Origin of the sequence: Shewanella sp. SM29, from assembly GCF_025654245.1 — a bacterium.
GTDB classification, from domain to species: Bacteria; Pseudomonadota; Gammaproteobacteria; order Enterobacterales; family Shewanellaceae; genus Shewanella; species Shewanella oncorhynchi.
This window is the reverse complement of the sequence record NZ_JAKKRN010000006.1, coordinates 75774-101133: the sequence shown is the minus strand read 5'-3', so window position 1 is coordinate 101133 and position 25360 is coordinate 75774. Positions and strand designations below refer to the sequence as shown.

Here is a 25360-nt window from a genome sequence, read left to right as displayed (position 1 = left end):
TGCCTCTCTTTGCTATGTTTGCAAATTACTAGGATCCCCCATGTTAAGTTACCGCCATGGTTATCACGCTGGCAATTATGCCGATGTGTTGAAACACGCCATCTTGCTACAAACCTTGCAGCTGATGCACAAGAAAGACAAACCACTCGTGTATATCGATACCCACGCAGGTGCGGGTGGTTATGCTTTAAGCGATGAATTTGCACAGAAAACAGGTGAATACCTCGAAGGTGTAGCTAAGCTTTGGGATAAAACTGACTTACCACAATCGCTGCAGGACTATGTCGCCGCCGTGCGCCATTTTAATGAAGAAAATCCAGACGAACTAAACTTCTACCCAGGTTCACCCGCCATTATCGACATGGAGCTAGGGCCTAAAGATCGCATGGTCTTGCACGAGCTGCACAGCACTGATTATGTGTTATTGGATGATTATTTCTGCGAAGACAGACAAGTTAAAGTGATCAAAGGTGATGGCTTAAAAGGCATTATCGCCGCAGTACCACCATTAGAGCGTCGTGCTCTGGTGCTAGTAGATCCTAGCTACGAGATGAAAACCGACTACCAAGATGTGGCCGAAACCCTGATAAAAGCGCACAAGCGTTTTGCTACGGGTGTGTTTATCCTGTGGTATCCAGTCGTAAATCGCGCTCAGACCGAAGGTATGTTATCGCGCCTAGCCAGCAGTGGCATTAAACGTCAGCTGAGAATTGAACAAGCCATTAAGCCCGATTCAGATGAATTTGGCATGACAGCGGCAGGATTATGGATCATCAATCCACCTTGGCAGTTAGACGAAATCGCAACTGAATTAATGGATTACTTGGGTAAAACACTTGGACAAGTGGACGGTGACATTACCGTAAAATGGGAAGTCGGCGAGTAACCTTCGACTCAAATGGCGGCGATGATCTCCGGATTTTCGCCACTTCATTTTAGCTTGCTAAACGTCCTTCTGCTCGCGGTAACGCTTCAATAAAATTTTCACACGCTCAACATAGGCTTGGGTTTCAGGATAGGGCGGAATGCCATTGTACTGAACCACGGTCGTCGGCCCCGCATTGTAAGCCGCGCAGGCCAATGCGACATCACCATTGAACTGTTTTAGCATTTGTGCCAAATACTTACTGCCACCTAAGATATTCTCTTCGGGCAAAAATGCATTTGCCACACCCATCTCTTTTGCTGTTTCTGGCATCAATTGCATTAATCCCATGGCGCCAGTTCGCGAAAGTGCACGCGCATTAAAGGCTGATTCCGCGTGGATCACAGCGCGGATTAAGGCGGGATCAAGTTGATGCTTATGGGCTGCATGGGAGATCAAGGCATCATAATTAGCGGTAAATAGCCGAATACCATTCCAGTCTATGGTCGAATCGGGACGACAGGCAAAACAGTCATATAACAAAATTTGATACTGGTTATTTGCGGGGGCTTTGTCGGTAAATACGGTGACACCATTAGCTTGTTGGTATTGATAAATTTTGAGTTTTTCTAGACCTTCACTACTCACTATGCCGCTCTGTGAGTACCGCGCCACAATACGCGGCTTAGCTTTTTCGCGCGCCTCCTCAGCATTTGCATTTATCATCAAACTCGATATCAATAATAAGCACAGGCCTAGCCCCTCAAATCTGCAGGGCAATGAAAAGGCTGCAAAAGTCAGTGTACGAGCAAGCGCTGAGCGAGTAAGCAACATCAAAGTCCCGTGTACTGATTAAGTTTAAGTACTTCAATAATAGCAAAGAGTTGCTTCATTTCTCGGTTTATCTGACTAAATTCTACTGAAAAGGTTGCGCCATGAAAAATGGACTGCATTTGAAAATGCGTTCTGCGATTCGGCAGGAACAAAGTCAATTTATTGCGGAAAAATGCACATTGAATATTGCCATCGAAATGTTTGGCAAGCTCCTGTAAGCGCTCCATAAATGCCGTATTGAGCAAATAACGTGACTCGATTTGATCCGTTGAAAACACGTCGAACTCTTTTTCAAATTGCGGATCTTCAAGTTTGACTCGTACCAGTCCCGCATGGCTGTCGGACAGGAAATTGGCTAAACCACCGCGATCCCTCAGCACAACAGTATGACCCATAAACGCTTTATGGCTACTCAGCTCAACCACTAAGCCACGAAACTGGGTTTCCGTGCGGGTCACAGTTCTGCGCCTGCTGGTACTGACATCCAGCTCTTCGACTTGTACATTCTTGGTCAGGGTAAGCTCATTGACCGCCAACTCAACGCCCTTATAGCAGCCTTGTATATAGTCACCGAAGCTGACTTTGTCGTATCGCGGCAATACTTTAGCCGCAACGAGTCGATTCATGTCGAGGCGCATTTCGCGGCTATAAATAAAATCATCGCCGAAATATTTAAACATCAGCGGATAAATATCATTTTGAACCAAATGCTTAAACTCACGAGTCGGAGCAAAGCTCCACCAGCTTAATCCGACTAAAGCAAGCAATGGCAAAGGCGGGAAATAAGCGCCACCGCTGTAGTAGCCAATAACGGTGAGCAAGCTCAGCCCAAGCACTATCATCAAACTCAAATACAAACGTTTACGCGCCGCCTTAAGGCAAGCCACACGCTTAGTTTCATATTTGCGACTGATGGGCGCGATATGTTCTTCGTAATACGCTTCGAGTTGAGGTAGTTCGTCCAAATCCGCAGACAAACCAACAGGCCCCCGATAAGTCCGAATCGGGCTACCTAAAATAAAAGTGATGATATTCATATTGATGTCATAGTATTGCAGGGTGATAACTCACCCTGCACAGCTAAGCTTACAAGTATTCGGCCGCATCTATGGGCGCTTTTGCCGCTTCGCTCACCTCATAGAATGGCATCACTTTAATACTCGCCATAGAAGCGATAATCGAGCCGGGGAAGATTTCTACCGCAGTATTAAGCTCGGAAACTGCCGAGTTATAAAAACGCCTCGCAGCTGAGATATGTGCTTCGACCTCGTTATAGGTCTGCATCGCCTGCAACATAGTGTTGTCGGACTTGAGCTCAGGATAGTTCTCCACATTCACCATCAAGGTACTCATTTTGTCGTTCAACCGCTCAGCCTGAACTAAATGTTCTTTAACTGCGCTAGGGTCGGCCTTGTTGTAATTATGGCTTAGCAGAGTACGCAATTCGGTGATTTCAGTGAGCAGTGACTTTTCATGCTCCATAAATCGTTTAGCGATTTTTAGAATATTAGGCACAAGGTCGGCACGCTTGGTCAGCTGTACATCGATACCCGACAAGGCTTCGAGCGCTGTATTGCGCTTTTTGACTAGGCTGACGTACCAAAGATAGGTCACGATAAAAATCAGCGTTAATCCCAATAACAATTTTTCCATCTTCCATCCTTAGGTTTCTTATTCTTGTTAATAGGATACAGCTAACCATAAATGAGTGAAAATTTCACCTGCGGGCTGATTAAGACAATGAAATTACTCGCTGGTCAGAGCTGGCGATGTTATCTAACGAGCAATCATCAACGAAACTGGCCATATTCAACGATGAAAAGTGATCATCTGCATAAAAAACAGCATTTAACCTATAAATTTATCGATATTCAGCTCCGATACAGCAAACAACGTCTATAGTGATATGGCACAACATTAGAGCATCCAATTTTGCTCGTGAATACTGGACTCCTCGAGAGTCCATTTTTTTATCCTAATTTTCGCCCTCCTCACTTCAACACAGTCAATAGCAACATTTAAGTTTCAATTAAAACTTAACAATCATACTTTGCCGCTAATTTTTTAACTTTTACCTTAGCTTTCACTCCAAGTCTTGCATCTAGAGTTATCCCCTCAGCCACGTCATCCACAATCGGCCGTCGGCAATGTCTCGAGTCTGTTATAGGGTCAAAATATTGCGCTGCGTAAAGGTCGACATAAAGGAAGGACGATGAGTTTTAATTCCGGCGATATTCCCCCACAAAAAGCTTCTGAACCCAATCCACAACCGGGCGATATCAGCTCTAGTGGTTGGTTTATACGTTTTCTCAATATTGTTGAACGCTTAGGCAACCTGCTGCCCCATCCAATCACCTTATTCGCACTGTTCTGTGTTGCAATAGTCATTATTTCAGGTATTGCGGGCTACTTTGGGTTAACCGTGGTTGATCCTAGACCTATTGGCTCACACGGCCGCAGTGCCGACGGTTTAATCCATGTGGTGAGCCTGATGAACGCCGAAGGTTTGCGGATGATAGTCTCGCATCTGGTGACCAACTTTACCGGCTTTACACCGCTCGGCACTGTGCTCGTGGCGCTACTCGGTGTCGGGATTGCCGAACGCTCTGGCTTATTATCTGCGGCTATGCGTGCTTTAGTCATGGGCGCCTCTAAACGATTAGTCACTGTGACCATAGTATTTGCCGGCATAATGTCCAACACCGCTGCCGAGCTTGGCTATGTGGTACTTATCCCTATGGCGGCGATGATTTTCCACTCCCTTGGCCGCCATCCACTTGCAGGTTTAGCTGCCGCTTTTGCCGGGGTTTCAGGAGGTTATAGCGCTAACTTATTGCTTGGTACTGTCGATCCCTTGCTATCGGGCATTACCGAAGCTGCGGCGCGTATGATAGATCCTCAATACAACGTCGGCCCAGAAGTAAACTGGTACTTCATGTTTGTCTCCACCTTTGTGATCACTTTCCTTGGCGCCTTTGTCACAGAGAAAATCGTCGAACCTAAGTTAGGTCAATACCAAGATGATGATGCAGACGAAACCGTACTGCAATCGATGGAGAGCATCAGTGCTATTGAGAAACGCGGCTTAAAATGGGCTGGGTTATCTATGTTAGTGCTCGCGGTTATTTTAGCGATTTCAGTCGTACCAGAAGGCGCACCGCTGCGCCATCCTGAAACCGGTCTCATCTCAGGTTCGCCATTCCTCAAGGGCATAGTCGCCTTTATCTTTATCTGTTTTGCCATACCGGGCTTTATTTACGGCAAAGTCGTGGGCAGCATCAAAAATGATAAAGATGTCATCAATGCCATGTCCCACAGCATGAGCACTATGGGCATGTACATCGTCCTCGTCTTTTTCGCCGCGCAGTTTGTCGCCTTCTTCAACTGGAGTAATTTAGGCGCAGTATTGGCGGTGTTAGGTGCCGATGCACTGCAATCCATAGGCTTGACGGGCCCAATCGTATTTTTGTTCTTTATTATGCTCTGCGGCATTATCAACTTGATGCTTGGCAGTGCCTCGGCCCAGTGGGCCATTACCGCTCCTATTTTTGTGCCTATGCTCATGCTGGTTGGTTATGCGCCCGAAACGATTCAAGCGGCGTACCGTATTGGGGATTCGGTGACTAACTTAATCACACCTATGATGAGTTACTTTGGCTTGATCTTAGCGGTTGCCTGTCGTTACCAGAAAAACCTAGGGATAGGTACGCTGATCGCCACTATGCTGCCGTACTCGCTCGTGTTTTTCGTGGGTTGGACAGCGTTCTTCTTCCTGTGGGTATTTGGCTTTGGTCTGCCCGTTGGGCCAGGAGCCGCGACTTACTACACGCCTTAATCGCAATAAAAAAGGCGTCGATGATGAAGTCGACGCCCTTTCTTTATTCGATAGCTTTAGTCGTATAGCCATTCCATTAACAGACTGCAGATCATCAAAAAAATACCTAGATTAAACACATAGGTCTGTAGGGTAGATTTTAATGTCGAGTCCTCAGCTTGCGATACTATCTGGCTCACTGACATAAAAAATAATTGAGGGGCTAGCCCCATGCCCACAAATAACACTGCAGCACCGACACAGCGAGTTAACTCTGGCAGTACAAGCTCCTGCAAGTAAAATGCATAAACGCCATAGGCCAAAAACGCCAGCGCTATGCCATGGCATACCATTCCCACGATAAGTTGCTTAGTGGCAAGATTACCCCACGAAAACACCATGTCACCCCTACACTCAGCTTAACCACAACTATTGATACTATTGGGCGCGCAGTTTATCTCGCTTACGATTAATCTGCACCCACACAAACCAACCAAATAAAATACCGCCAATGGGATAAATATAGAGCGCTCTTTGCAGTTCCGCCCAGAATGGATCGCCCGAGACAAAATAATGTATTAAGGCGACCACGAGGGACGTCAGCATACCCCAGAAAAATACGCCAAAGGCCAAAATGACGTACATCTTACCCTTAGCAATGAGTGCATCTAGTTTTTGCAATTCCAACGCAGCATCATCCATGTTTCGTCCTCTTAACTGCCTCAGCGCAATATGCCAGAACTCGCGCACAGTGCCTATCCATCTTTATAACTAACAGCATTAAAATAACAAAAAGCCCTGCAATTGCAGGGCTTTAGTTTAGAAGTTTAGAAACGATCGAGCTTATTCAGCTGAGTTTGGCTTCTGTTCTTTAGCTTTCTTCTCGCGCTTACTGAAGAGACGCTCCACTATCACGAAGAATAATGGTACGAAGAAGATCCCTAGGAAAGTCGAGCTCATCATACCGCCGAGTACACCTGTACCAATGGCGTTTTGACTACCAGAGCCGACACCGGTACTGATAGCTAACGGCACAACACCCAGACCAAAGGCTAGAGACGTCATTAAGATGGGGCGAAGACGCACACGCACCGCATGTAAGGTCGCCTCGACTAAGCCTGAACCTTTCTCATAGAACTCTTTGGCGAATTCCACAATCAAGATGGCGTTCTTAGTCGCTAACCCTACTGTTGTTAACAGCCCCACTTGGAAGAACACGTCGTTTGGCAAGCCGCGACCATTCATTGCAATCAAGGCACCGATGATCCCGAGCGGAACCACGAGCACAACAGCAAAGGGTACCGACCAGCTTTCATAGAGTGCAGCCAATACTAAGAAGACCACTAAGATCGACAGAGCATACAGCGCTGGCGCTTGGTTACCCGATAGACGTTCTTCATAAGATAGACCGTTCCACGCGACACCAAAACCAGGAGGAAGCTGCTTGGCTAAGTCTTCCATAATTGTCATAGCTGCACCGGTACTGAAACCAGGAGCCGTGGCACCTTGAATGTTCATCGATGGTAAGCCGTTAAAGCGTTCTAAACGTGGAGAACCGTATTCCCATGCACCAGTGGCAAACGCAGAGAATGGCACCATGTCACCCTTGTTATTGCGCACGTACCAAGAATCTAAATCTCCCGGTTGCATACGATACTGGGCATCACCTTGCACATATACTTTCTTCACGCGGCCGCGGTCAATAAAGTCATTCACATAAGAACCACCCCAAGCCGTTGCAAGCACATTGTTCACATTAGTGATTTCAATGCCTAACGCGCTCAACTTAGCGTGATCTACATGTAATTGATAAATTGGCGCATCTTCTTGACCGTTTGGACGCACACCCACCAGATTTGGATTCTGTGCCGCCATACCAAGCAGTTGATTACGTGCCGCCACTAACTTCTCGTGGCCTTGGCCGTTCTTATCCTGCAGGTACATGTCGAAACCGTTCGCCGTCCCCAACTCGATTACCGCAGGCGGTACGAAGGCGAATACTAAGGCATCTTTCATCTGACCGAACACACCCATAGCGCGACCAGCAATAGACTTCACATCCATACCAGGCGCTTCACGCTCAGACCAATCCTTCAAACCAACGAAGGCGATACCCATGTTTTGCCCTTGACCCGCAAAACTGAAGCCCGCCACACTAAACACCGACCTCACGCCCTCCTCAGCCATAAAGTGATCAGACACTTTCTCCAATACTTTTAAGGTACTTTCTTGAGTTGAGTTAGTCGGCAAAATGGCTTGCGTGAACAAAATACCTTGGTCTTCATCTGGTAAGAACGCCGTAGGCATACGGATAAAGATCCAACCGACTGCAATAACCAGCACAACGTAAATCGCCATCACTCTAAAGCCGCGCTTGATGATCCCAGCAACGCTCGATTCATAACGATTAGTCAGTTTATCGAAACTACGGTTAAACCAACCAAAGAAGCCAGTTTCGATATGAGCATGGCCCTTCTTAATCGGTTTGAGCATAGTCGCACAAAGTGCAGGAGTTAAAATCAAAGCAACTAGAACAGACAACGCCATCGCAGATACGATAGTGATAGAGAACTGACGATAAATAACCCCCGTTGAACCTGACATAAATGCCATAGGGACAAACACTGCGGAGAGGGTCAGACCGATACCGACTAAAGCACCGGTAATTTGATCCATCGACTTACGCGTCGCTTCCAGTGGACTTAAGCCCTCCTCGGCCATTACCCGCTCGACGTTTTCCACCACCACAATCGCATCGTCCACCAGCAAACCAATGGCGAGCACCATAGCAAACATGGTTAAAGTGTTAATCGAGAAACCCGCTAACGACAGAATCGCAAAGGTTCCCAGCAATACCACAGGTACTGCAATAGTCGGGATCAAAGTTGCGCGGAAATTTTGCAAGAAGAGGTACATGATGATGAACACTAGTACAATAGCTTCAAGCAAGGTATGTACTACACCTTCTATCGATTTTTCAACGAAAGGCGTTGTATCATAAGGATAAACAACTTCTAGCCCTTGCGGGAAGAAAGGTTTCATCTCAGCAATTTTTTCACGAACAGCTTCAGCAGTATCAAGTGCGTTAGCACCCGTTGCCAGCTTAATCGCTAACCCTGTCGCAGGTTGACCGTTATACAGTGACACCACAGCATAACTTTCAGAACCTAATTCAACCCGTGCCACATCACTTAGGAAGACGTTTGCGCCTGAAATATCCGATTTAAGGATTATTTTGCGGAACTCTTCTGCCGTTTGTAAGCGGCTTTGAGCCGATACCGTTGCGTTCAACTCTTGGCCAGCCACAGAGGGCGCGCCACCTAACTGTCCAGCTGAAACTTGAGCGTTTTGAGAACGAATCGCTGCGATAACGTCTAAACTGGTCAAGTTGTATTGAGTCAATTTCAACGGATCAAGCCATATACGCATCGCATATTGGGCACCAAACAGCTGAATTTCACCTACGCCAGGTACGCGACTCATAGGATCTTGAATGTTCGCACCAACATAGTCAGCGATATCGCCTTTATCTAACGAACCATCGGTCGATACGAAGCCTAATACCATTAAGAAGCCTGAACTCGACTTGTTAACGTTAACCCCTTGCGCCTGCACCTCTTGCGGTAACAGGGTCATAGCGCCCTGTAACTTGTTCTGTACTTGAACCTGTGCAATATCCGGATCGGCTTCAGCGTTAAAGGTTAAAGTGATCTCAGCATTACCAAAACTGTCACTGGCTGAGGCGATATAACGGAGGTGATCGATACCCGTCATACGTTGCTCAATCACCTGAGTCACAGAATCTTCAACAATCTTAGCGGAAGCGCCAGGATAGTTAGCACTGATCACCACGGTCGGTGGTGCAATGTTAGGATATTGGGACACTGGCAGCGAGCGGATCGAGAGGATCCCCGCCAGCATAATAATCAAGGAGATCACCCACGCAAAGATGGGGCGATCAATAAAAAAACGTGCCATAGCTATGCCCTATTGTGCTTGCGTTTCAGAAATAACTTTGGTGGTTACTGGAGCGCCGGGACGAACTTTCTGTAATCCTTCCACAATCAACTTGTCGCCCACAGTTAAACCAGAAGTGACTCGCCATTGGTTGTTAATCACTTCTGCGGTCGTCACTGTTTTCGCTTCGACTAAACCTTGGTCATTCACCACCATAGCCACAGCTTCACCCTTAGAGTTACGCGTAATCGCTTTTTGTGGAACCAAGATAGCCTGTGGATCAGTACCCGCATTTAACATAGCGCGAACATACATGCCAGGTAACAAGATACCTTCAGGGTTAGGGAATTCTGCGCGCAGAATAACTGAGCCAGTGTTTGGATCCACGCTCACTTCAGCGAACTGCAACTTACCCGGATGACTATATTGAGTACCATCTTCAAGCAATAATTTCACGTCTGCATTTTCTGAAGCTTGTAGCTTACCTTGCTGCAACTTAGCTTTAAGACGTAACAACTGAGCACTCGATTGCGCGATATCCACATTGATAGGATCAAGTTGTTGAATCGTCGCCAGCGTTTGGCTCTGGTTGGCAGTGACTAACGCACCCGCAGTCACACTCGATTTACCGATACGACCAGAGATAGGCGCTAATACTTCAGTATATTGCAGGTTGATTTTAGCGGTGTTAATAGCAGCTTCAGCCACGGTTACATTCGCTAATGCTTCTTTATAAGCCGCTTCAGCTTCATCGAACTCTTGCTTACTGATGGCGTTGGTTTTTACCAATTGCTGATAACGTGCCGCCTTAGCTTTTGCTGAGGCTAAGCCCGCATTCGCTCTGGCTAAATCAGCATTGGCACTCACTAAAGCAGCTTTATAAGTTGAAGAATCAATCTGATACAGAGATTCACCCTGTTTCACATTGCCACCTTCAACAAAACTACGCTTAGTGATAATACCGTTAACCTGTGGACGAACTTCAGCCTCGAGGAAAGCTTTACTGCGTCCTGGTAATTCCACCTGAATCACTTGTGGCTGGGCAACAACATTAAGGATTCCCACTTCCATACTACGTGGACCAGCACCCGCCTGAGCGCTCTCTTCTTGAGGGCTGCAAGCTGCCATCCATAACGCCACGCTTATAACTGAGGCAAGTTTAATTGTCTGCCGCATGAGAACTCCTTCAAATATTAACTGCCCACATACCAGTACACTTATTGCGCTGACACGAGCCGTAATTGTAACTAAAATCAAATCCGTTATTTATCTCATAGCCTATATGAATCAACAAGGAAGATAACGAAACTAAATTGTAAACTAATGAAAATTTTCACTCATTCAGCATTACTATATTCATCGAATTGTTATTCGATTTAAAAAATCGGTTAACTTTGAGTGGCATTGTTAGGGAGATATGCCGTAAAACACCCAATAAGCCTACTCCATATTGAATATGTTGCAAATCTGTTCATATTCTAGACTTGCGGCAGGCCAAGGCCCACAGCTCAATGACGTTAGCTTAACCGTCACTTGTTGCAATAATTTGTACATAGAGACGAAAACGCAGCGCGCTTGTTTTTACTCAGGCCACTCTCAGCATCAAGTCGTTAAAAACGACCCTATCAAGACTGACAATACCGAAAGAGAGTAAGCAAAGAGCTGGCTTCAGACTGCTTGTGCGTAAAAACATGAATACATCCGATAGCGGATTGCTGTGCAGTTTATTACATCTACTATTTGTGCACGGCTAAAAGGCAGCGCCAGCGTTATGAGGTAACGCCACACAATTAAACAGTCACAAATAATAGCTAGCGGGCTATTTTAGTGGTTACCCCAAAACGGAGCAAACCCGAAATTCAGATTAATACCCCATTAAATGAAACTCAGACTCCCACAAATAATGCTTCTGTAATGACAAATATTGCTAGCAAAGCAATATTTGTCTATTAAAACTAATTTGTTCATCTTCAATCACAACTTAACAGGACTAAATTCGATTATCGCCCACGCTGCAAGCCAAAATACGGCTGATATCAGCCAAACAACGACCCGACTCCTGTTGCCACTGATTAAATACGGCTTGCACTTGCTTAAGCGCCGTTTGTGATGAAAAGCCCGCATCGACTAACTTATGTGCTTTAAAATAACCTTGTACATCATCGGTTAACAAAAAAGTATCTTTGCCAATACCGCGCAGAAAATAGGGACCCGTATTGCCGCCCAATCGAGTACCTCGTTTCTTCAACAACGCCCACAAACCAATAATATCCTGTGTCGGCCAAGCGGCGATCAGTTGCGCCAAACTGCCATGTTCGCGAGCAACATCGTGGATCATCAGAGCGTTATCATAAATGGCTTGAGTCTTTTTAAGATGGCGAATCAAGGTCGCATCACTTGCCCGCGCTTGAATTTGCTCAGGCGATAACATTAATACTTTATGTGGTTCGAACCCAAAGAAAGACTTCTCATACTCGGGCCATTTGTTAACCACCACCCGCCATACAAAACCACTTTGAAACACCTGACGGCTCATTGCCGACAATAATTCAGCATCCCGATATTGGCGAATTTCATCATCAGACAGGCAACCAGACAATAAGGCTTCGAGTCCCGCAAGTCCGCCTTTGCGCTCACTGGCTCTGGCATAAATAGATGAAAAACGCTCTAACTGGCTCATATTATTACCTTTAAAATGATTAAATCCCGACACTTCCTATATGGGCTCATAATACCTATTTTTACCCCTGATGGATCACTTGGCTTTGCCAAGAAAAATTGTGTTTATTCCAGCATTTTTTAAGAAAACTCTTACAGCAAGCGCTTCAATTACGACTAAAGTTAAAACGTAAAGTCCGTAAAAGACTGGGTTTGGAGTGAGTGCCTATGGAGCTTTTTTATCACCCGTTATCACGCTATTCACAGAAAGTGCTCATCGCACTTTATGAAAAGCAGGCCAACTTCTACCCCAGAATCATAGATCTACGCGACCCTTTGTCTCGCAAGGAATTTCACCAACGTTATCCGCAAGCGCGAATCCCCCTGCTTAAAGCCCAAAATGAACAGCTGATACCCGAATCCAGCATTATTATCGAGTACTTAGATAGGCATTTTGAAAACAGTACCCAACTGCTGCCACAAGAACCACAACGCAACTTACTGGTACGTTTGTTCGATCGCATCATAGACAATGATATTAACAACCCATTATTTCAATTAGAAAAGTTAAAGCATATAGAAGACAGTAATGAATTCGAAATCAAACAATTAGAGAAGCAACTACTGGCACAGTTTCAACGCTTAGACGCGCAACTCACACAACATCATTGGGTCTGTGGCGACAGTTTTACCTTAGCCGACTGTGCACTCATCCCTTGCTTAAGCTATAGCTTCCAACATCTAAACCTGTTGGATTTAGATGAAATCGTGCGCTATTGGCAACAGGCACAACTGCGTGGCGCTTGGATGTTAGTACAAGAAGAGGTGTTACTGGCTGAGATGGAGGAAACGGCAGGAATAAGAGGCATACCTTAGCGAGTAAGTCATGCCTCAACACAATCACATATTGCGTTCTTTCTTCAACTGCAAAAACGCTTTCCACTTCACGACTTCTGGCGGCAACTCAGGTGCAGGATCGGTATAACCCGCCTCTTTCACTAGTACATCTAACGGCACTTGCTTACCTTTGCACACAAACACACCGCGCACATGCACGATACAATGTAGGCCACGTTCGCTCACAAAGCGTTGTTCAATATAGAAATATTTTTCATCCCAACCGACGACTTTGGTTTCAATCTCAAAAGTTTTCAGCGGCTTAATATCGCGAATATAGGTAAATTCGGCGGCGTTAACTATCGGCATCCACTTCAACTTTAAGAAACGTTTCAGCAGACCCATCTCAGCCAACATATAGGTCCGCGCCAGATCCATAAACGCGGGATAGCGAGAATTAGTGAGATGGAAATTGATGTCGCAATCGCTCGGTAAAGCACGATAAGTGATACGGCTTGTCCCTAGAAAATCGATCTTACGACAATGGCGCGTGCGCCAGAATAACAACCAAAACAAACGAAAATACAGATTCATAACGCGCCGCCCTTGAAATAAGAGCCACAGGCTAACAGAGGTCATACCACAGGGCAAGCGAGATATAGCTCACAAAAAAGACGCCCTAAGGCGTCTTTTTATCGTTCGATTAAGCTAAATACCCTCAGATAATCAGCCCATTAAAAGGGGCTGATTTATCAAAACTCACAATTGCTTATGCAGCAATGCCTGAATGTCTTAACAGGGCATCGATATTCGGTTCGCGCCCCATAAACTGTTTGAACAAGTCCATCGGCTCGGCTGAACCACCCATTTCGAGGATATTGTGCAGGAAGCTACGACCCGTTTCAGGGTTAAAAATACCTTCCTCTTCGAAGCGGGAAAACGCATCCGCCGACAGCACTTCAGCCCATTTATAGCTGTAATAACCTGCGGCATAACCGCCCGCAAAAATATGGGCAAACCCATGTTGGAAACGGTTAAAATCCGGCGGCGTTAATACGGCCACCTGACGACGCACTTCGTCTAAGGTTTCTTGAATGCGCGCGCCTTTAGCCGGGTCGTATTCGTGGTGCATTCTAAAATCGAACAACGAGAACTCGAGTTGGCGCAGCATCATCATGCCAGACTGGAAGTTTTTCGCCGCCAGCATTTTATCCAACAAGGCTTTAGGTAATGGCTCGCCCGTTTCGAAGTGGCCAGAAATTTCGGCCAAGGCTTCTTCCTGCCAGCACCAATTTTCCATAAATTGACTTGGTAATTCGACCGCATCCCAAGGCACACCATTGATGCCCGACACGCCTGCAACATCGATTTTGGTCAGCATGTGGTGGATACCATGGCCGAATTCGTGGAACAGGGTTGTCACTTCATCATGGGTAAACAGCGCAGGTTTGCCATCGACCGGACCATTAAAGTTACAGGTCAAATAAGCCACTGGTTTTTGTAATCCATTGGTGGTTTGACGGCGCACACGGCAGTCATCCATCCAAGCACCACCACGTTTACCTGTGCGGGCATATAAATCGAGGTAGAAGCTACCTCTGTGTTCGTCAGTTTCGTCGAAAATATCGAAGAAACGCACGTCTTTATGCCAACGGTCAAAATCCTTTTGCTCAAGGATTTTAAGGCCGAACAAACGCGATACTGTGTAAAACAAACCCGAGAGCACTTTATCTTCGGGGAAATACGGACGCAGGATTTCCTGTGAAATCTCATACTTATGCTGCTGCAACTTCTCAGCATAGAAACTTAAGTCCCAAGAGGCCATTTCAGTCACGCCATATTCGGCCTCGGCAAACGCTCTCAGCTCAGCCAGTTCTGCCTTAGCTTGATCCTTTGAGCGCAGCGCTAACTCATTTAAAAATGCCATCACCTGCGCCGGCGTTTCAGCCATTTTCGTCGCCAGAGATTTGTCAGCAAAACTATCAAAACCGAGTAACAATGCGAGTTCGTGGCGTAAAGCAAGAATTTCGTCCATCAGCGGGCTGTTATCAAACTCTCCGGCATTGGGACCTTGATCTGAAGCGCGAGTGACAAACGCACGGTAACATTCTTCCCTAAGACTGCGGTTTTCGCTGTAGGTCATGACGGGTAGGTAAGAGGGGAAATCTAAGGTAAATAACCAACCTTCTAGCTCACGCGACTGCGCCATCGCTTTAGCGGCGGCTTTGGCAGACTCAGGCAAACCAGCAAGCTCAGCTTCATCAGTGATCAACTTAGTCCAAGCTTGCGTCGCATCCAGTAATTGATTAGAAAAACCACTGGTGAGTTCAGAAAGACGTTTTACAATCTCGCCATAACGCACTTTTTGCGCGTCATCTAAGCCAATACCCGATAGTTCAAAGTCGCGCAGGCTGTGCTCTATCACCATCTGCTGCGCTTGGCTCAATTGTGCAAATTCATTGGATGCTCGCAGCGCTTTATAGGCTTGATACAAACCTTGGTGTTGGCCAACGTAAGTGCCGTATTCCGATAAAAGAGGTAAACAAGCATCATGGGCGGCACGCCACTCATCTGTGCTAGTCACTGAATTCATATGAGAAACGGGCGACCAAATTTGGCTTAGCTCATCGTCAACCTGTTCTAATGGCGCGACCAAGTTGTCCCACGAAGGACCTTGGTTCTGCAGCACTTCATAAATCTTAGTGCGGCACTGAGCAATGGCATGCTCAACGGCGACTTGAATATGTTCCGGTTTAATCTGTGAAAAAAGCGGTAATTTTGCGCCGCTAAGCAAAGGGTTGCTCATATTGACTCCTCAACAATCTGTATCTGTTATAAATAAGGGCTAATGGCCTATTTATCAAGGCGAGAAAACCGATTGTCCCCTTCGAACGCCTTACTTAACCCTATTTCCCCTGAAAAAAAGTGAACTAGTTCGCATTTAGGATTTACGTTTTATTTACCTACACATTGTTGCAATCTCGATCGCAAATCGAATCAATTCGCATTAATGTTTGTATGTGGACAAGGTATTATCTGCATAACTAACGTACCTCGACCAAAATCAGCAAAAATATGGCAACACACTCAGTGAAACTTATCGCCAGCGTCCTCTGCACATTAGGGATCAACTGCCTTAGTCACAACGCAGTTGCTAATGAGGGCCTAGAACAAGTCGATAGTATTTCAAACACCATATTACCCCGCCAGATGACAGAACCTTTGGCGGTGACGCTGGATTTAGGTTGGGACAGCAAATATGTCTCACAGGGTCGCAATAACTTGCAAAATGGGGGTATTTATTGGCTCAATGCTGCCGTTCAACACGGCAACTTAACCACTTATGCCTTAGTCGGACGCGGTGATAGCCAAGCCTATACAGAGTGGAATATCGGCCTTGAATATGGGTTCAACTTAGCCGAAAACCTAGAGGCCAATCTGGGATATCAGCGCATTGAAGGCTATAGCAATAGCCGCTGCCAAGATAACGAGCTATTTGCAGAACTCGCCTACAGCGCCACAGCTTGGTTGGTACCATCGGTGAGTTATGTCTATTCCACAGAAGCGGCAGGCTACTTTGTTGAAGTGAGTTTGCACAGTTATTGGAATATCACAGACCAGTTCAGCCTCACGCCCTATATCACTCAAGGGTTTGATTTTAAATACCGCACAGAAGAACACGATGGCAGTAATAACCTGCAGTTTGGCCTCGAAGCGAATTATCAACTGACCCCAAGCATGAGTATTAGCGGACACATTAGCCACAGCATTGCCCAGAGTGATATTGAGCAAGAAGCCTCAGCCAATGGCGATATGAGTTCGCAGGATCAAACCTATGCCGGCATTCACTTTGCGATAACGTTTTAACGTCGTTTTAGCTCTGTGTTTCTAGCGCTGTATTGCAACCTTCCTCTGTCAATTTATCCCGTGACATTTGGCAAAAACAAAGCTCACTAACTAAACTCAAAATGTCGACGGAGCGACTCACTATTCACATTGATTTTGCCGAGGAACAGGGAATGTTAACGCATCATTTCTATCTTATCCGAACCGCTGTCATTACCTTGCCCCTGCTTTTTATCCCAGTGACAAACTCGACAAATGCGCAGCAGGTATCTGAGCCTGAACCGAGTCTAGAGTCCTTAGCGCAACCGGCACAAACCGCGCCTTTGCCCCTAGGCACTTTGCTCGACAATGAAGGTAAGCCGATTAATGTGCCTAACCAAGTGCAAAGTGCGTTCGAGTATTCGCCCCCCACTGTCACCCCCGCAGAGCCATCCAAAACCACTAAATCAACTAAAGCCACTCAATCGAACAAAGCCGCTAAGAGTAAAAAACTCAGTCGCAAACAACAGCTAGCCAGTCGTGAACATGTCGCCAATGATCCTAATTGCCGTTGGCTCGATAAACGTATGGATCAGCTAGAGTCCCTTCTCGGCAACAAGCAAGATAACGCTGCTAAGCATCAAGCCGATGAACTCAGCGCCCGCCAAAAGGAGTGGCAATGTTTGAAATGTAGTGCAGAAGGCCCAGCTCAAAACGATCACTCTAAGTGCCAATATCGCCGCGAAACAGCCACGCGATAACAACTGAATGCAACTTTAGGAGTATTTTTATTAAAAGCAATGCCTTATACGTTAGTGATGCAATAGGCTGGTCTGTTACCGCAAAGCCCCCTACAATGACCTTCTGCTGTAAAGCATCTCATCCTTGAAGTAAGACGGAGAAACTCATGGCTCAACATTTTGACTATATCTGCCTAGGCGCAGGCAGCGGCGGTATCGCCTCAGCAAACCGAGCGGCAATGCGTGGTGCTAAGGTTCTACTCATCGAAGCCAAACACGTGGGTGGCACCTGTGTAAACGTAGGTTGTGTACCCAAAAAAGTCATGTGGTATGGCGCCCATGTAGCCGAAGCGATGAACCTTTACGCCAAAGATTATGGTTTCGACGTCACTGTTAATAAATTCGATTGGAACACTTTGGTCGAAAACCGCGAAGCCTACATTGGTCGCATTCACGATGCCTATGGCCGTGGTTTTGCCAACAATAAAGTGACGCTGTTAAATGGCTACGGCCGTTTTGTGGATGGCAACACCATCGAAGTGGACGGCGAACATTACACCGCCGATCATATTCTTATCGCCACTGGCGGCGCGCCGACGATTCCGAACATTCCTGGCGCGCAATACGGTATCGATTCCGATGGTTTCTTCGCCCTGCGCGAGCAACCTAAGCGCGTTGCCGTTGTTGGCGCGGGTTATATCGCCGTTGAAGTCGCTGGCGTGTTACACGCTCTGGGCAGTGAAACTCACTTATTAGTGCGTAAACATGCGCCGCTACGTAACTTTGACCCTATATTAGTCGATGCTCTCGTCGATGCGATGGCAACCGAAGGCCCGACATTACACACCCATAGCGTGCCAAAAGCCGTGGTTAAAAATGCCGATGACAGCCTGACATTAAACTTAGAAAACGGTGAAAGCATTACAGTCGATTGCCTAATTTGGGCAATTGGCCGCTCACCTGCAACAGGCAATATCGGCCTAGAAAATACCGAAGTGCAATTAGATAGCAAAGGCTATGTCATCACTGATGAGCAGCAAAATACAACTCACAAAGGGATTTACTGTGTCGGCGACATTATGGCGGGCGGCGTAGAGCTCACCCCTGTTGCGGTTAAAGCGGGCCGTTTGTTGTCCGAGCGTTTATTTAACGGTATGACAGATGCCAAAATGGATTACAGCCTGATCCCAACGGTCGTGTTCAGCCATCCACCAATCGGCACTATGGGCTTGACCGAACCAGAAGCGCGCACTCAATACGGCGACGATAACGTCAAAGTGTATACGTCGACGTTTACCTCCATGTACACCGCCGTCACGGCCCATCGCCAAGCCTGTAAGATGAAGTTAGTCTGCGCTGGCAAGGACGAAAAAGTCGTCGGTATTCATGGTATTGGTTTTGGTATGGACGAAATCCTTCAGGGTTTCGGCGTCGCCATGAAAATGGGCGCGACTAAGGCCGATTTCGATGCGGTCGTTGCTATCCACCCAACAGGCGCCGAAGAGTTTGTTACTATGAGGTAGAAGCGATTTTCGCTTTGATTTCATCATATTTAGGGCCAGCTTATGCTGGCCCTAATTGATCACAGATAACATAAAACCATTAACTCTCACGCGACTTTCCTATAATCTCGACTGAGTACTTTGCATTTTAAACACTTAGTGCGGTTATCGCTGCGCCACTGTCATCGGGGATGAATAGCGTAATGCTTAAAGAACTCGCGTTCGATGGTTTGTTATTTAGTCCATTAATTATATTTATCCCCTTAGCTTTTCTGCTTTCCTGCATCACTCGCTGGGTACTCTATCAAACTGGGCTCTATCGCAAGCTGTGGCGCGCAGCTTGGTTCGAAGTTGGGCTGTTTATCTGCTATCTGGCTTTGGTCATTTACTTGCTTGGGAGTTGATTGTTCATGGGAAAAATCTTTCGTATCAGCCTCACCCTTATTGTGGTCGCGATTGCAAGTATCGCCGGACATTGGATATGGTCGCACTACCTTTATTCTCCTTGGACCCGCGACGGCCGAGTTCGCGCCGAAATCATTACCATAGCGCCAGATGTATCCGGTTGGGTGAACCAACTGAATGTAAAAGACAATCAAGTCGTTAATAAAGGTGATGTATTGTTCACAGTGGACGATACCCGCTACAAAGCCACGATTGCCGAATTGAATGCCAAAGCGGAAAGCCAAAAATTGGCATGGGAACTGGCAAAACATAAATACAAACGCCGTATCGGTTTGACCAATGCCAACTTAGTCAGCAAAGAAACCTTCGACGAAGCCTTTATCAATACCGAACTGGCAAGAACCAGTTATGAACTCGCACAGGCACAATTGAATACCGCCAAAATTGACTTAGCGCGGACGCAAATTCACGCTCCCGAAAATGGCACCCTGATCAATTTAAGCCTGCGTAATGGCAACTATGTCAGCAAAGGCAACTCAGTATTTTCGCTCGTTAAACAAGACTCTCTCTATATCACAGGGTATTTTGAAGAAACCAAAATCCCCTTGGTTCACATAGGTCAAAACGCCGATGTCAGCCTAATGAGTGGTGGCCATGTCTTACATGGCAAAGTGGTCAGCATAGGTAAAGCAATCGCCAATACCAATGTCACCACTAATGGGCAGTTATTGCCGCAAATCGGCCAAACCTTTAATTGGGTGAGGTTGTCACAGCGTATTCCGGTCGATATCCAGCTAGACAGCATTCCTAAGGACATAGAGCTGAGTGTCGGCATGACAGTTTCCATCCAGCTACAGACTGACAAATAGTCATTATGACGCTGTTACTTAAGAGTTTATTTTTTCCTGACCGACGAACCCTCATCTTCGCGATTAAAGGCGTGATCTCGATGGCGCTCGCCTTATATGTGGCCATGTTTTTAAATTTAGAACGGCCATATTGGGCGCTGGTGTCAGCGGTATTTTTGCAAATTCGCCCCGAAAGTGGCCTCGTGATCGAAAAGGGCTTATGCCAAATTGGCGGCACCTTAGTCGGCGCACTTGCAGGGATTGCCATACTCAACGGGTTTACACCCTATCCCGAACTCGCCTTAGGATTACTCGCCTGCTGGATAGGGTTAAATTCTGGGTTGTCGGCCATGGTGCGCCAGCAAAACTTTGTCTATGCCTTTGCTATGGCGGGCATGACAGCCTGCTTGATAGTGCTCATTGTGATGGCGAGCCCAGGCACAGCCGATAGTGCAAAAATATTCGATGTGGCGCAGGCGAGGATCAGCGAAATTATCGTCGGCGCAATTTGTGCCGTCTTGGTCAGTTCGCTACTTTGGCCGACTAAGGTAAAACATGGCCTGCAACTGCATGCTAAAAACACAATTAATCAAACGCTTAACTATCTTGCATTAGAACTCGATTTACAGGGCGTACATGCGAGCCGCCATGAACATATCGACACTATTATGGAATCAGTATCGGCGCTGAGTGACGACTCCAGCGCGGTGATTTATGAAGGTCCAGAAGGACGCGGACAAAGCCATGCGGCAAACTTTCTCTGCAATAAAACCCTTTCGCTGTTGGCGGCAATCCAAATATTTGGCCGACTACAACGTAATCACTCCCATCTGGTCAGCGAACCGCTCGCGAAAACCTTAGCCAATATGCGCAGCAGTTTTACCCTGATGGCGCAATCCACTGATGACCAAGAATGCTACAAAATGGCGCGTACTTTAAGGTATCAACTCCAACAAAACCTGATGCAATACCGCGACCGAACCCCATTAGAGACTCGCTTACTCAAAGTTGCGATGGAATTAAGCGCCGATCTGATCATGGTGCTCAAAAGTTATAACGTGCTGACAAGCAATTCTGCGGTACAACTCAACGCGCCGCCAATGGAATTTCACCGAGATCCACTGATAGGGTTTACGACCGGTCTACGCAGCATGGCGGTATTTGTCATTGGTGCTTCGCTGTGGATCGGCACAGGGTCGAGCGCGGTACTCATGATGATCCTGATGCCTGTGGTCTTTTCCATCATGATGGCGCGCCAGCCACTGCCGATGCTAACCACGATTTTGCGCCGTATTCTTGTTGGTATCACTATCGCTGTGCCCCTCACAGTGTTTTACGCTTTACCTTTGCTGGCAGAGAGTAGCGGCGATTTCGAAATCCTCATTTTAGTGCTCGCAGGCCCCTTTTTTATTGGGCTACTCGCCTTAGCGAATCGACCGACCTTGCCCTATGGTCTCGGGATTTGCGTGCCGTTTGCGGTATTAGTACAGCCCAGTAACACCATTTCATTTGCGATAGAAAACACTGTCAGCAATGCCTTAGCGATTTTTGTTGGCGTTACTGTGCTGTATTGGCTATTTAAATTGATCACCGAACCTAGCCAGCGGCTGATGCAATATCGTCTGCTGCAATCTATCCAAAAAGATCTAGTGCATATCGCGCAACATGATGATCCTGAGCCTTGGTTTAACGCCCGCATGGGCGATCGACTGCTGCGGATAGCCAGTTACGAAAAAGGTTCGGGCAAGAGTTCGAGGGTATTTACCGATCTGGTGTTTACTGCACTTAATCTAGGCCATGTGTCGATTCGAATGCGGCGCATGTTGCAGGGGATTTCAGATACGCACTCAGACTTAGGCTTAGAAAATGCACTCAACCTCTGGCAACACAATTTAGGTCAGGCATTTATCGCCTGCGCCCACGGCCAAGTCGCAGAAGAGTTTAACATCAGCAGCGAAGCCTTATTACAAGCGCTGGCGCAATGCCCGTTACCCCACGAACAATTCACTCTGATTACTGGGATGTTTGAACGCATCACCTTAACCTTCGAACGTACTGCCCACAGTATCGCCGAGCAGAAAAACACCTCTGAAAGATAGTCAGTTCTCAAACTATTTTCCGCCGAAAAAGCCACTCTCGCACCGCCGCCAAAACCATTTAAATCCAATAGAAGCTTGATATTTGGCCGATAAAATGCCTTAATATAATTAGATCACTAACTATATTGGTGATATAAATTCAATTATCAACCAAGGAGCAATTATGTCTACGGAGAACCCACCAGAGGAAAATCTTATCTCGCAAGTAGCAAGCTTTACCCGATTACACGCCAAGGAAACCATGCAGTTTATGTGTTTATGCGCAATATTAAGCACCTATCTCTTTGTCATTTTGAAACCGAGTATTATTCAAAATAACAAAGCGTTAGGAGACAAATAACCCATGAATTACCTGGCTTACGTTTCCTTAGCGATTTACTTTGTCGCCATGCTTGCTATTGGCTTATTCGCCTATAAAAAATCCACCAGCGATGTGTCCGGCTATATTTTGGGCGGGCGCAAGGTGAGCCCACAGGTCACCGCACTCTCAGCGGGTGCATCTGACATGAGTGGCTGGATGCTAATGGGTCTTCCCGGCGCAATGTTTTTGGTTGGTTTCGAAACCATTTACATCGCACTTGGACTATTGATTGGTGCTCTAATTAATTACTTGGTCGTTGCACCCAAATTAAGGGTCTATACCGAAGTCGCGGATAACGCCCTCACTATCCCGGAGTTTTTTGCTAAACGCTTCGGCAATGCTAACGGGAGTATCCGTATTATCTCGGCCGTGATCATTGTGATCTTCTTTACCTTGTATACCTCAGCGGGTTTAGTGGCTGGCGGTAAGTTATTTGAGTCAGCATTTGGCCTGAACTACGACATAGGTTTAGTCGTCACCCTCGGCGTAGTGGTTTCTTATACCTTGTTGGGCGGATTCTTAGCAGTGAGCCTCACTGACTTTGTCCAAGGCTGTATCATGTTTGTCGCTTTAATCTTAGTGCCTGTGGTGGCATATCAAGAGTTTACCAGCGCTGACACTATGCTGAACTTTGCGTATCAATCGATTCCACACTTCACCGATGCCATGCAAAACGTCACTATGTTAGGGCTTATCTCAAGCTTATCTTGGGGACTCGGTTACTTTGGCCAACCGCATATTATTGTCCGCTTTATGGCAATTCGTTCAGTCGCTGACATTAAAACCGCCAGACACATAGGTATGGGCTGGATGACAGTGACCATTGTGGGTGCACTGGCAACAGGTCTTGTCGGTATCGCTTACGCCAATAAATTTGGCATGAAGCTGACCGATCCTGAAACCATCTTTATTGTGTTTTCTGAGTTGTTGTTCCATCCGATCATTAGTGGCTTCTTATTAGCCGCAATTCTGGCCGCGATCATGAGCACCATTTCATCGCAACTATTAGTGTCATCAAGCTCGCTAACGGAAGATATCTATCGCGTGATGTCGAAGAAAGAATCTAGCGAAAAAGACATGGTGAAAATGGGACGTTTTGGCGTAGCTGGCGTGGCAATTGTCGCAAGTCTACTGGCGCTTGACCGCTCTAGCAGTGTGCTATCACTGGTGAGTAATGCATGGGCAGGATTCGGTGCAGCCTTCGGTCCGTTAGTCTTGTTTAGCTTGTATAAAGCTAACCTAACCCACAAAGCCGCGATTGCCGGCATAGTGTCAGGCGCAGCTACAGTGCTGTTTTGGATTTATGCACCAGTACTTGCTGACGGTAAAGCTTTAACCACAGTGGTGTATGAGATGATCCCCGGCTTTGCCGTGAGCAGTGTGGTGATTTGGATAGTCTCGTTACTCGATACTGATCCCTGTGCCAAAACCACTAAATTATTCCATAAGGCTGGCCGTGTTTTAGCCGAAGACAGATGAGGCGCGCAGGTATGACTGACTTACCCTGGAAACGCATTGTCGTTAAGGTAGGTAGTGCCCTGATTGCTCCACACAAACAAGGTTGCAGCAGCCACTACTTACTCGGCATTGCCCAATTTATTACTTATTGTCGTGCCCAAGGGATCCAAGTTGTCTTGGTCTCTTCGGGCTCAGTCGCTGCAGGATGGCATCACTTTGGCGAGGTTGATAAACCGAGCGTCACAGTGAAGAAAGCCATGGCTGCAGCGGGCCAGGCCGATATGATGGCCACATGGAACAAGTTATTTGATTTCCCAACCGCACAGCTACTGTTAACCCACGGTGATTTACGCAATCGAGATCGTTACATCAGTATTAAAGACACGATTTTCAGCCTACTCGAACATGGGCTATTGCCTATCATCAACGAGAACGATGCCGTCACCGCCGACAAGCTCAAAGTTGGCGATAACGATAATCTCTCGGCCATGGTCGCCGCGGCGGCCGATGCCGATACGCTGATTATCTGTTCTGATGTGAATGGGCTTTACACGCAAAACCCCCATGAATATCCCGATGCACAGCTTATCAAGCAGGTGACCGAGATTAATGCCGAGATCTACGCCATGGCAGGCGGCGCCAGCAGTGCCGTCGGTACGGGGGGAATGCGGACTAAGATACAAGCCGCCAAGAAGGCGATTTCCCACGGGATCGAAACCTTTATTATTAATGGTTTTGATGCCGACTCATTCAACCAATTGTTGAAGGGCCAAAACCCAGGAACCTTATTTACCCCCGATGAGAAGCCAATGCAGGATCACTTGCACTGGATGACACATACCTCGCAGGCTCAAGGCGAAGTCATTGTTGAAAATGACTTTAATATCGCCCTTGATATCCATAGCGAGCAATTGACCAGTGACGATGTCGTTGCCATCAATGGGGACTTTTCTGTCGGTGACACCATTTTAGTACGCAAAGACGATGGCACTAAATTGGCCAAGGCCAAATCCAATTACAGCAGTTGTTTACTTAGCTTTATTACAGACCAAGACGATCGCGAGTTTGCCAGTGAATTTCAGCAAAAGACTGGGCCGATTATTTCCGAGAAAAACATCGCCATTCTCGAATAAGCATCAGCCGAATAAAACTAAGCG

The 25360-nt window shown here is 46.7% G+C and carries 22 protein-coding genes; 12 read left to right on the top strand and 10 right to left on the bottom strand.

The features are described 5' to 3' along the window. Nucleotides 1–40: 40 nt before the first annotated feature. A complete protein-coding gene (locus L5L77_RS06005) occupies nt 41–886 on the top strand; it encodes a 23S rRNA (adenine(2030)-N(6))-methyltransferase RlmJ (protein ID WP_263141385.1) in 846 nt (281 codons plus the stop codon). 57 nt (nt 887–943) lie between these two features. Here the strand turns inward: L5L77_RS06005 and L5L77_RS06000 are convergent, their stop codons facing one another. From L5L77_RS06000 to L5L77_RS05990, 3 genes are read right to left on the bottom strand one after another with little or no spacing between them, the layout of a single operon-like run. Continuing rightward, the gene (locus tag L5L77_RS06000; RefSeq protein ID WP_263162538.1) at nt 944–1699 is read right to left on the bottom strand and encodes a lytic transglycosylase domain-containing protein; all 756 of its coding nucleotides are present in this window, start codon (nt 1697–1699) and stop codon (nt 944–946) included. Further along, nucleotides 1699–2736: a DUF3137 domain-containing protein gene (locus L5L77_RS05995; RefSeq protein WP_131524448.1), complete on the bottom strand. Its 1038-nt coding sequence runs from the start codon at nt 2734–2736 to the stop codon at nt 1699–1701. Before L5L77_RS05995 ends, L5L77_RS06000 begins: the two co-directional genes overlap by 1 nt. A 49-nt stretch (nt 2737–2785) precedes the next feature. Then, nucleotides 2786–3352, bottom strand: a complete 567-nt coding sequence (locus tag L5L77_RS05990; protein WP_131524447.1) for a LemA family protein — start codon at nt 3350–3352, stop codon at nt 2786–2788. A 559-nt stretch (nt 3353–3911) separates the two neighbouring features. On the opposite strand from L5L77_RS05990, the gene L5L77_RS05985 reads away from it, so the two are divergent. Then, nucleotides 3912–5534 (top strand): AbgT family transporter, encoded by a 1623-nt coding sequence (locus L5L77_RS05985; protein ID WP_263222307.1) that lies wholly within the window; start codon nt 3912–3914, stop codon nt 5532–5534. A gap of 56 nt (nt 5535–5590) precedes the next feature. On the opposite strand, the gene L5L77_RS05980 is transcribed toward L5L77_RS05985, so the two are convergent. From L5L77_RS05980 to L5L77_RS05960, 5 genes are all read right to left on the bottom strand, one after another. Further along, nucleotides 5591–5914, bottom strand: a complete 324-nt coding sequence (locus L5L77_RS05980; RefSeq protein ID WP_131524445.1) for a hypothetical protein — start codon at nt 5912–5914, stop codon at nt 5591–5593. A gap of 37 nt (nt 5915–5951) precedes the next feature. Next, nucleotides 5952–6215 carry a hypothetical protein gene (locus L5L77_RS05975; RefSeq protein WP_131524444.1) on the bottom strand — a complete coding sequence of 88 codons (264 nt, stop codon included), beginning with the start codon at nt 6213–6215 and terminating at the stop codon, nt 5952–5954. A 141-nt stretch (nt 6216–6356) separates the two neighbouring features. Continuing rightward, nucleotides 6357–9491 carry an efflux RND transporter permease subunit gene (locus L5L77_RS05970; RefSeq protein WP_113940203.1) on the bottom strand — a complete coding sequence of 1045 codons (3135 nt, stop codon included), beginning with the start codon at nt 9489–9491 and terminating at the stop codon, nt 6357–6359. A gap of 9 nt (nt 9492–9500) precedes the next feature. Beyond that, on the bottom strand, nt 9501–10646 hold the full coding sequence (locus tag L5L77_RS05965; protein WP_105250703.1) for an efflux RND transporter periplasmic adaptor subunit: 1146 nt from the start codon (nt 10644–10646) through the stop codon (nt 9501–9503). An 814-nt stretch (nt 10647–11460) separates the two neighbouring features. Continuing rightward, nucleotides 11461–12150, bottom strand: a complete 690-nt coding sequence (locus L5L77_RS05960; RefSeq protein ID WP_263185087.1) for a DNA-3-methyladenine glycosylase I — start codon at nt 12148–12150, stop codon at nt 11461–11463. A 206-nt stretch (nt 12151–12356) separates the two neighbouring features. Here L5L77_RS05960 and L5L77_RS05955 point away from each other — a divergent pair, with 206 nt between their 5' ends. Next, nucleotides 12357–13004, top strand: a complete 648-nt coding sequence (locus L5L77_RS05955) for a glutathione S-transferase family protein (protein ID WP_173248370.1) — start codon at nt 12357–12359, stop codon at nt 13002–13004. Nucleotides 13005–13028: 24 nt separating this feature from the next. Here L5L77_RS05955 and L5L77_RS05950 read toward each other — a convergent pair whose 3' ends face one another. Both L5L77_RS05950 and prlC read right to left on the bottom strand, forming a co-directional pair. After that, nucleotides 13029–13559, bottom strand: coding sequence for a thioesterase family protein (locus L5L77_RS05950; protein ID WP_011791203.1), 531 nt, complete (start codon nt 13557–13559; stop codon nt 13029–13031). Nucleotides 13560–13734: 175 nt separating this feature from the next. Next, nucleotides 13735–15771 carry an oligopeptidase A gene (gene prlC / locus L5L77_RS05945; RefSeq protein WP_263185086.1) on the bottom strand — a complete coding sequence of 679 codons (2037 nt, stop codon included), beginning with the start codon at nt 15769–15771 and terminating at the stop codon, nt 13735–13737. Between the two features lie 269 nt (nt 15772–16040). Here prlC and L5L77_RS05940 point away from each other — a divergent pair, with 269 nt between their 5' ends. The 9 genes from L5L77_RS05940 (at nt 16041) to proB (ending at nt 25336) form a co-directional block, all read left to right on the top strand. Beyond that, nucleotides 16041–16832, top strand: coding sequence for a hypothetical protein (locus tag L5L77_RS05940; RefSeq protein ID WP_263185085.1), 792 nt, complete (start codon nt 16041–16043; stop codon nt 16830–16832). A 152-nt stretch (nt 16833–16984) separates the two neighbouring features. Then, entirely contained in the window at nt 16985–17551 is a 567-nt protein-coding gene (locus L5L77_RS05935) for a hypothetical protein (protein ID WP_263185084.1), read from the top strand. A gap of 146 nt (nt 17552–17697) precedes the next feature. Then, entirely contained in the window at nt 17698–19053 is a 1356-nt protein-coding gene (gorA, locus tag L5L77_RS05930; RefSeq protein WP_219254393.1) for a glutathione-disulfide reductase, read from the top strand. A gap of 182 nt (nt 19054–19235) precedes the next feature. Further along, nucleotides 19236–19436, top strand: coding sequence for a DUF1656 domain-containing protein (locus L5L77_RS05925; RefSeq protein ID WP_263185083.1), 201 nt, complete (start codon nt 19236–19238; stop codon nt 19434–19436). 6 nt (nt 19437–19442) lie between these two features. Next, nucleotides 19443–20306, top strand: a complete 864-nt coding sequence (locus L5L77_RS05920) for an HlyD family secretion protein (protein ID WP_173248382.1) — start codon at nt 19443–19445, stop codon at nt 20304–20306. A gap of 5 nt (nt 20307–20311) precedes the next feature. Next, nucleotides 20312–22384 (top strand): FUSC family protein, encoded by a 2073-nt coding sequence (locus tag L5L77_RS05915; protein ID WP_263222306.1) that lies wholly within the window; start codon nt 20312–20314, stop codon nt 22382–22384. A 163-nt stretch (nt 22385–22547) separates the two neighbouring features. After that, on the top strand, nt 22548–22724 hold the full coding sequence (locus L5L77_RS05910; RefSeq protein WP_168826181.1) for a hypothetical protein: 177 nt from the start codon (nt 22548–22550) through the stop codon (nt 22722–22724). A gap of 3 nt (nt 22725–22727) precedes the next feature. Beyond that, on the top strand, nt 22728–24224 hold the full coding sequence (gene putP / locus L5L77_RS05905) for a sodium/proline symporter PutP (RefSeq protein WP_263222304.1): 1497 nt from the start codon (nt 22728–22730) through the stop codon (nt 24222–24224). An 11-nt stretch (nt 24225–24235) separates the two neighbouring features. Next, complete coding sequence (gene proB / locus L5L77_RS05900; protein ID WP_105250714.1) at nt 24236–25336, top strand: glutamate 5-kinase; 1101 nt, start codon at nt 24236–24238, stop codon at nt 25334–25336. Nucleotides 25337–25360: the final 24 nt, after the last annotated feature.

Coding starts and splice junctions, on each gene's coding strand:
- putP (WP_263222304.1), top strand. CDS start 22,728: ATGAATTACCTGGCTTACGTTTCCTTAGCGATTTACTTTGTCGCCATG.
- L5L77_RS05985 (WP_263222307.1), top strand. CDS start 3,912: ATGAGTTTTAATTCCGGCGATATTCCCCCACAAAAAGCTTCTGAACCC.
- L5L77_RS05935 (WP_263185084.1), top strand. CDS start 16,985: ATGTTAACGCATCATTTCTATCTTATCCGAACCGCTGTCATTACCTTG.
- L5L77_RS05950 (WP_011791203.1), bottom strand. CDS start 13,559: ATGAATCTGTATTTTCGTTTGTTTTGGTTGTTATTCTGGCGCACGCGC.
- L5L77_RS05990 (WP_131524447.1), bottom strand. CDS start 3,352: ATGGAAAAATTGTTATTGGGATTAACGCTGATTTTTATCGTGACCTAT.
- L5L77_RS05960 (WP_263185087.1), bottom strand. CDS start 12,150: ATGAGCCAGTTAGAGCGTTTTTCATCTATTTATGCCAGAGCCAGTGAG.
- L5L77_RS05975 (WP_131524444.1), bottom strand. CDS start 6,215: ATGGATGATGCTGCGTTGGAATTGCAAAAACTAGATGCACTCATTGCT.
- L5L77_RS06005 (WP_263141385.1), top strand. CDS start 41: ATGTTAAGTTACCGCCATGGTTATCACGCTGGCAATTATGCCGATGTG.
- L5L77_RS05980 (WP_131524445.1), bottom strand. CDS start 5,914: ATGGTGTTTTCGTGGGGTAATCTTGCCACTAAGCAACTTATCGTGGGA.
- L5L77_RS05910 (WP_168826181.1), top strand. CDS start 22,548: ATGTCTACGGAGAACCCACCAGAGGAAAATCTTATCTCGCAAGTAGCA.
- L5L77_RS05915 (WP_263222306.1), top strand. CDS start 20,312: ATGACGCTGTTACTTAAGAGTTTATTTTTTCCTGACCGACGAACCCTC.
- prlC (WP_263185086.1), bottom strand. CDS start 15,771: ATGAGCAACCCTTTGCTTAGCGGCGCAAAATTACCGCTTTTTTCACAG.
- L5L77_RS05920 (WP_173248382.1), top strand. CDS start 19,443: ATGGGAAAAATCTTTCGTATCAGCCTCACCCTTATTGTGGTCGCGATT.
- L5L77_RS05940 (WP_263185085.1), top strand. CDS start 16,041: ATGGCAACACACTCAGTGAAACTTATCGCCAGCGTCCTCTGCACATTA.
- L5L77_RS05995 (WP_131524448.1), bottom strand. CDS start 2,736: ATGAATATCATCACTTTTATTTTAGGTAGCCCGATTCGGACTTATCGG.
- gorA (WP_219254393.1), top strand. CDS start 17,698: ATGGCTCAACATTTTGACTATATCTGCCTAGGCGCAGGCAGCGGCGGT.
- L5L77_RS05925 (WP_263185083.1), top strand. CDS start 19,236: ATGCTTAAAGAACTCGCGTTCGATGGTTTGTTATTTAGTCCATTAATT.
- proB (WP_105250714.1), top strand. CDS start 24,236: ATGACTGACTTACCCTGGAAACGCATTGTCGTTAAGGTAGGTAGTGCC.
- L5L77_RS05970 (WP_113940203.1), bottom strand. CDS start 9,491: ATGGCACGTTTTTTTATTGATCGCCCCATCTTTGCGTGGGTGATCTCC.
- L5L77_RS06000 (WP_263162538.1), bottom strand. CDS start 1,699: ATGTTGCTTACTCGCTCAGCGCTTGCTCGTACACTGACTTTTGCAGCC.
- L5L77_RS05955 (WP_173248370.1), top strand. CDS start 12,357: ATGGAGCTTTTTTATCACCCGTTATCACGCTATTCACAGAAAGTGCTC.
- L5L77_RS05965 (WP_105250703.1), bottom strand. CDS start 10,646: ATGCGGCAGACAATTAAACTTGCCTCAGTTATAAGCGTGGCGTTATGG.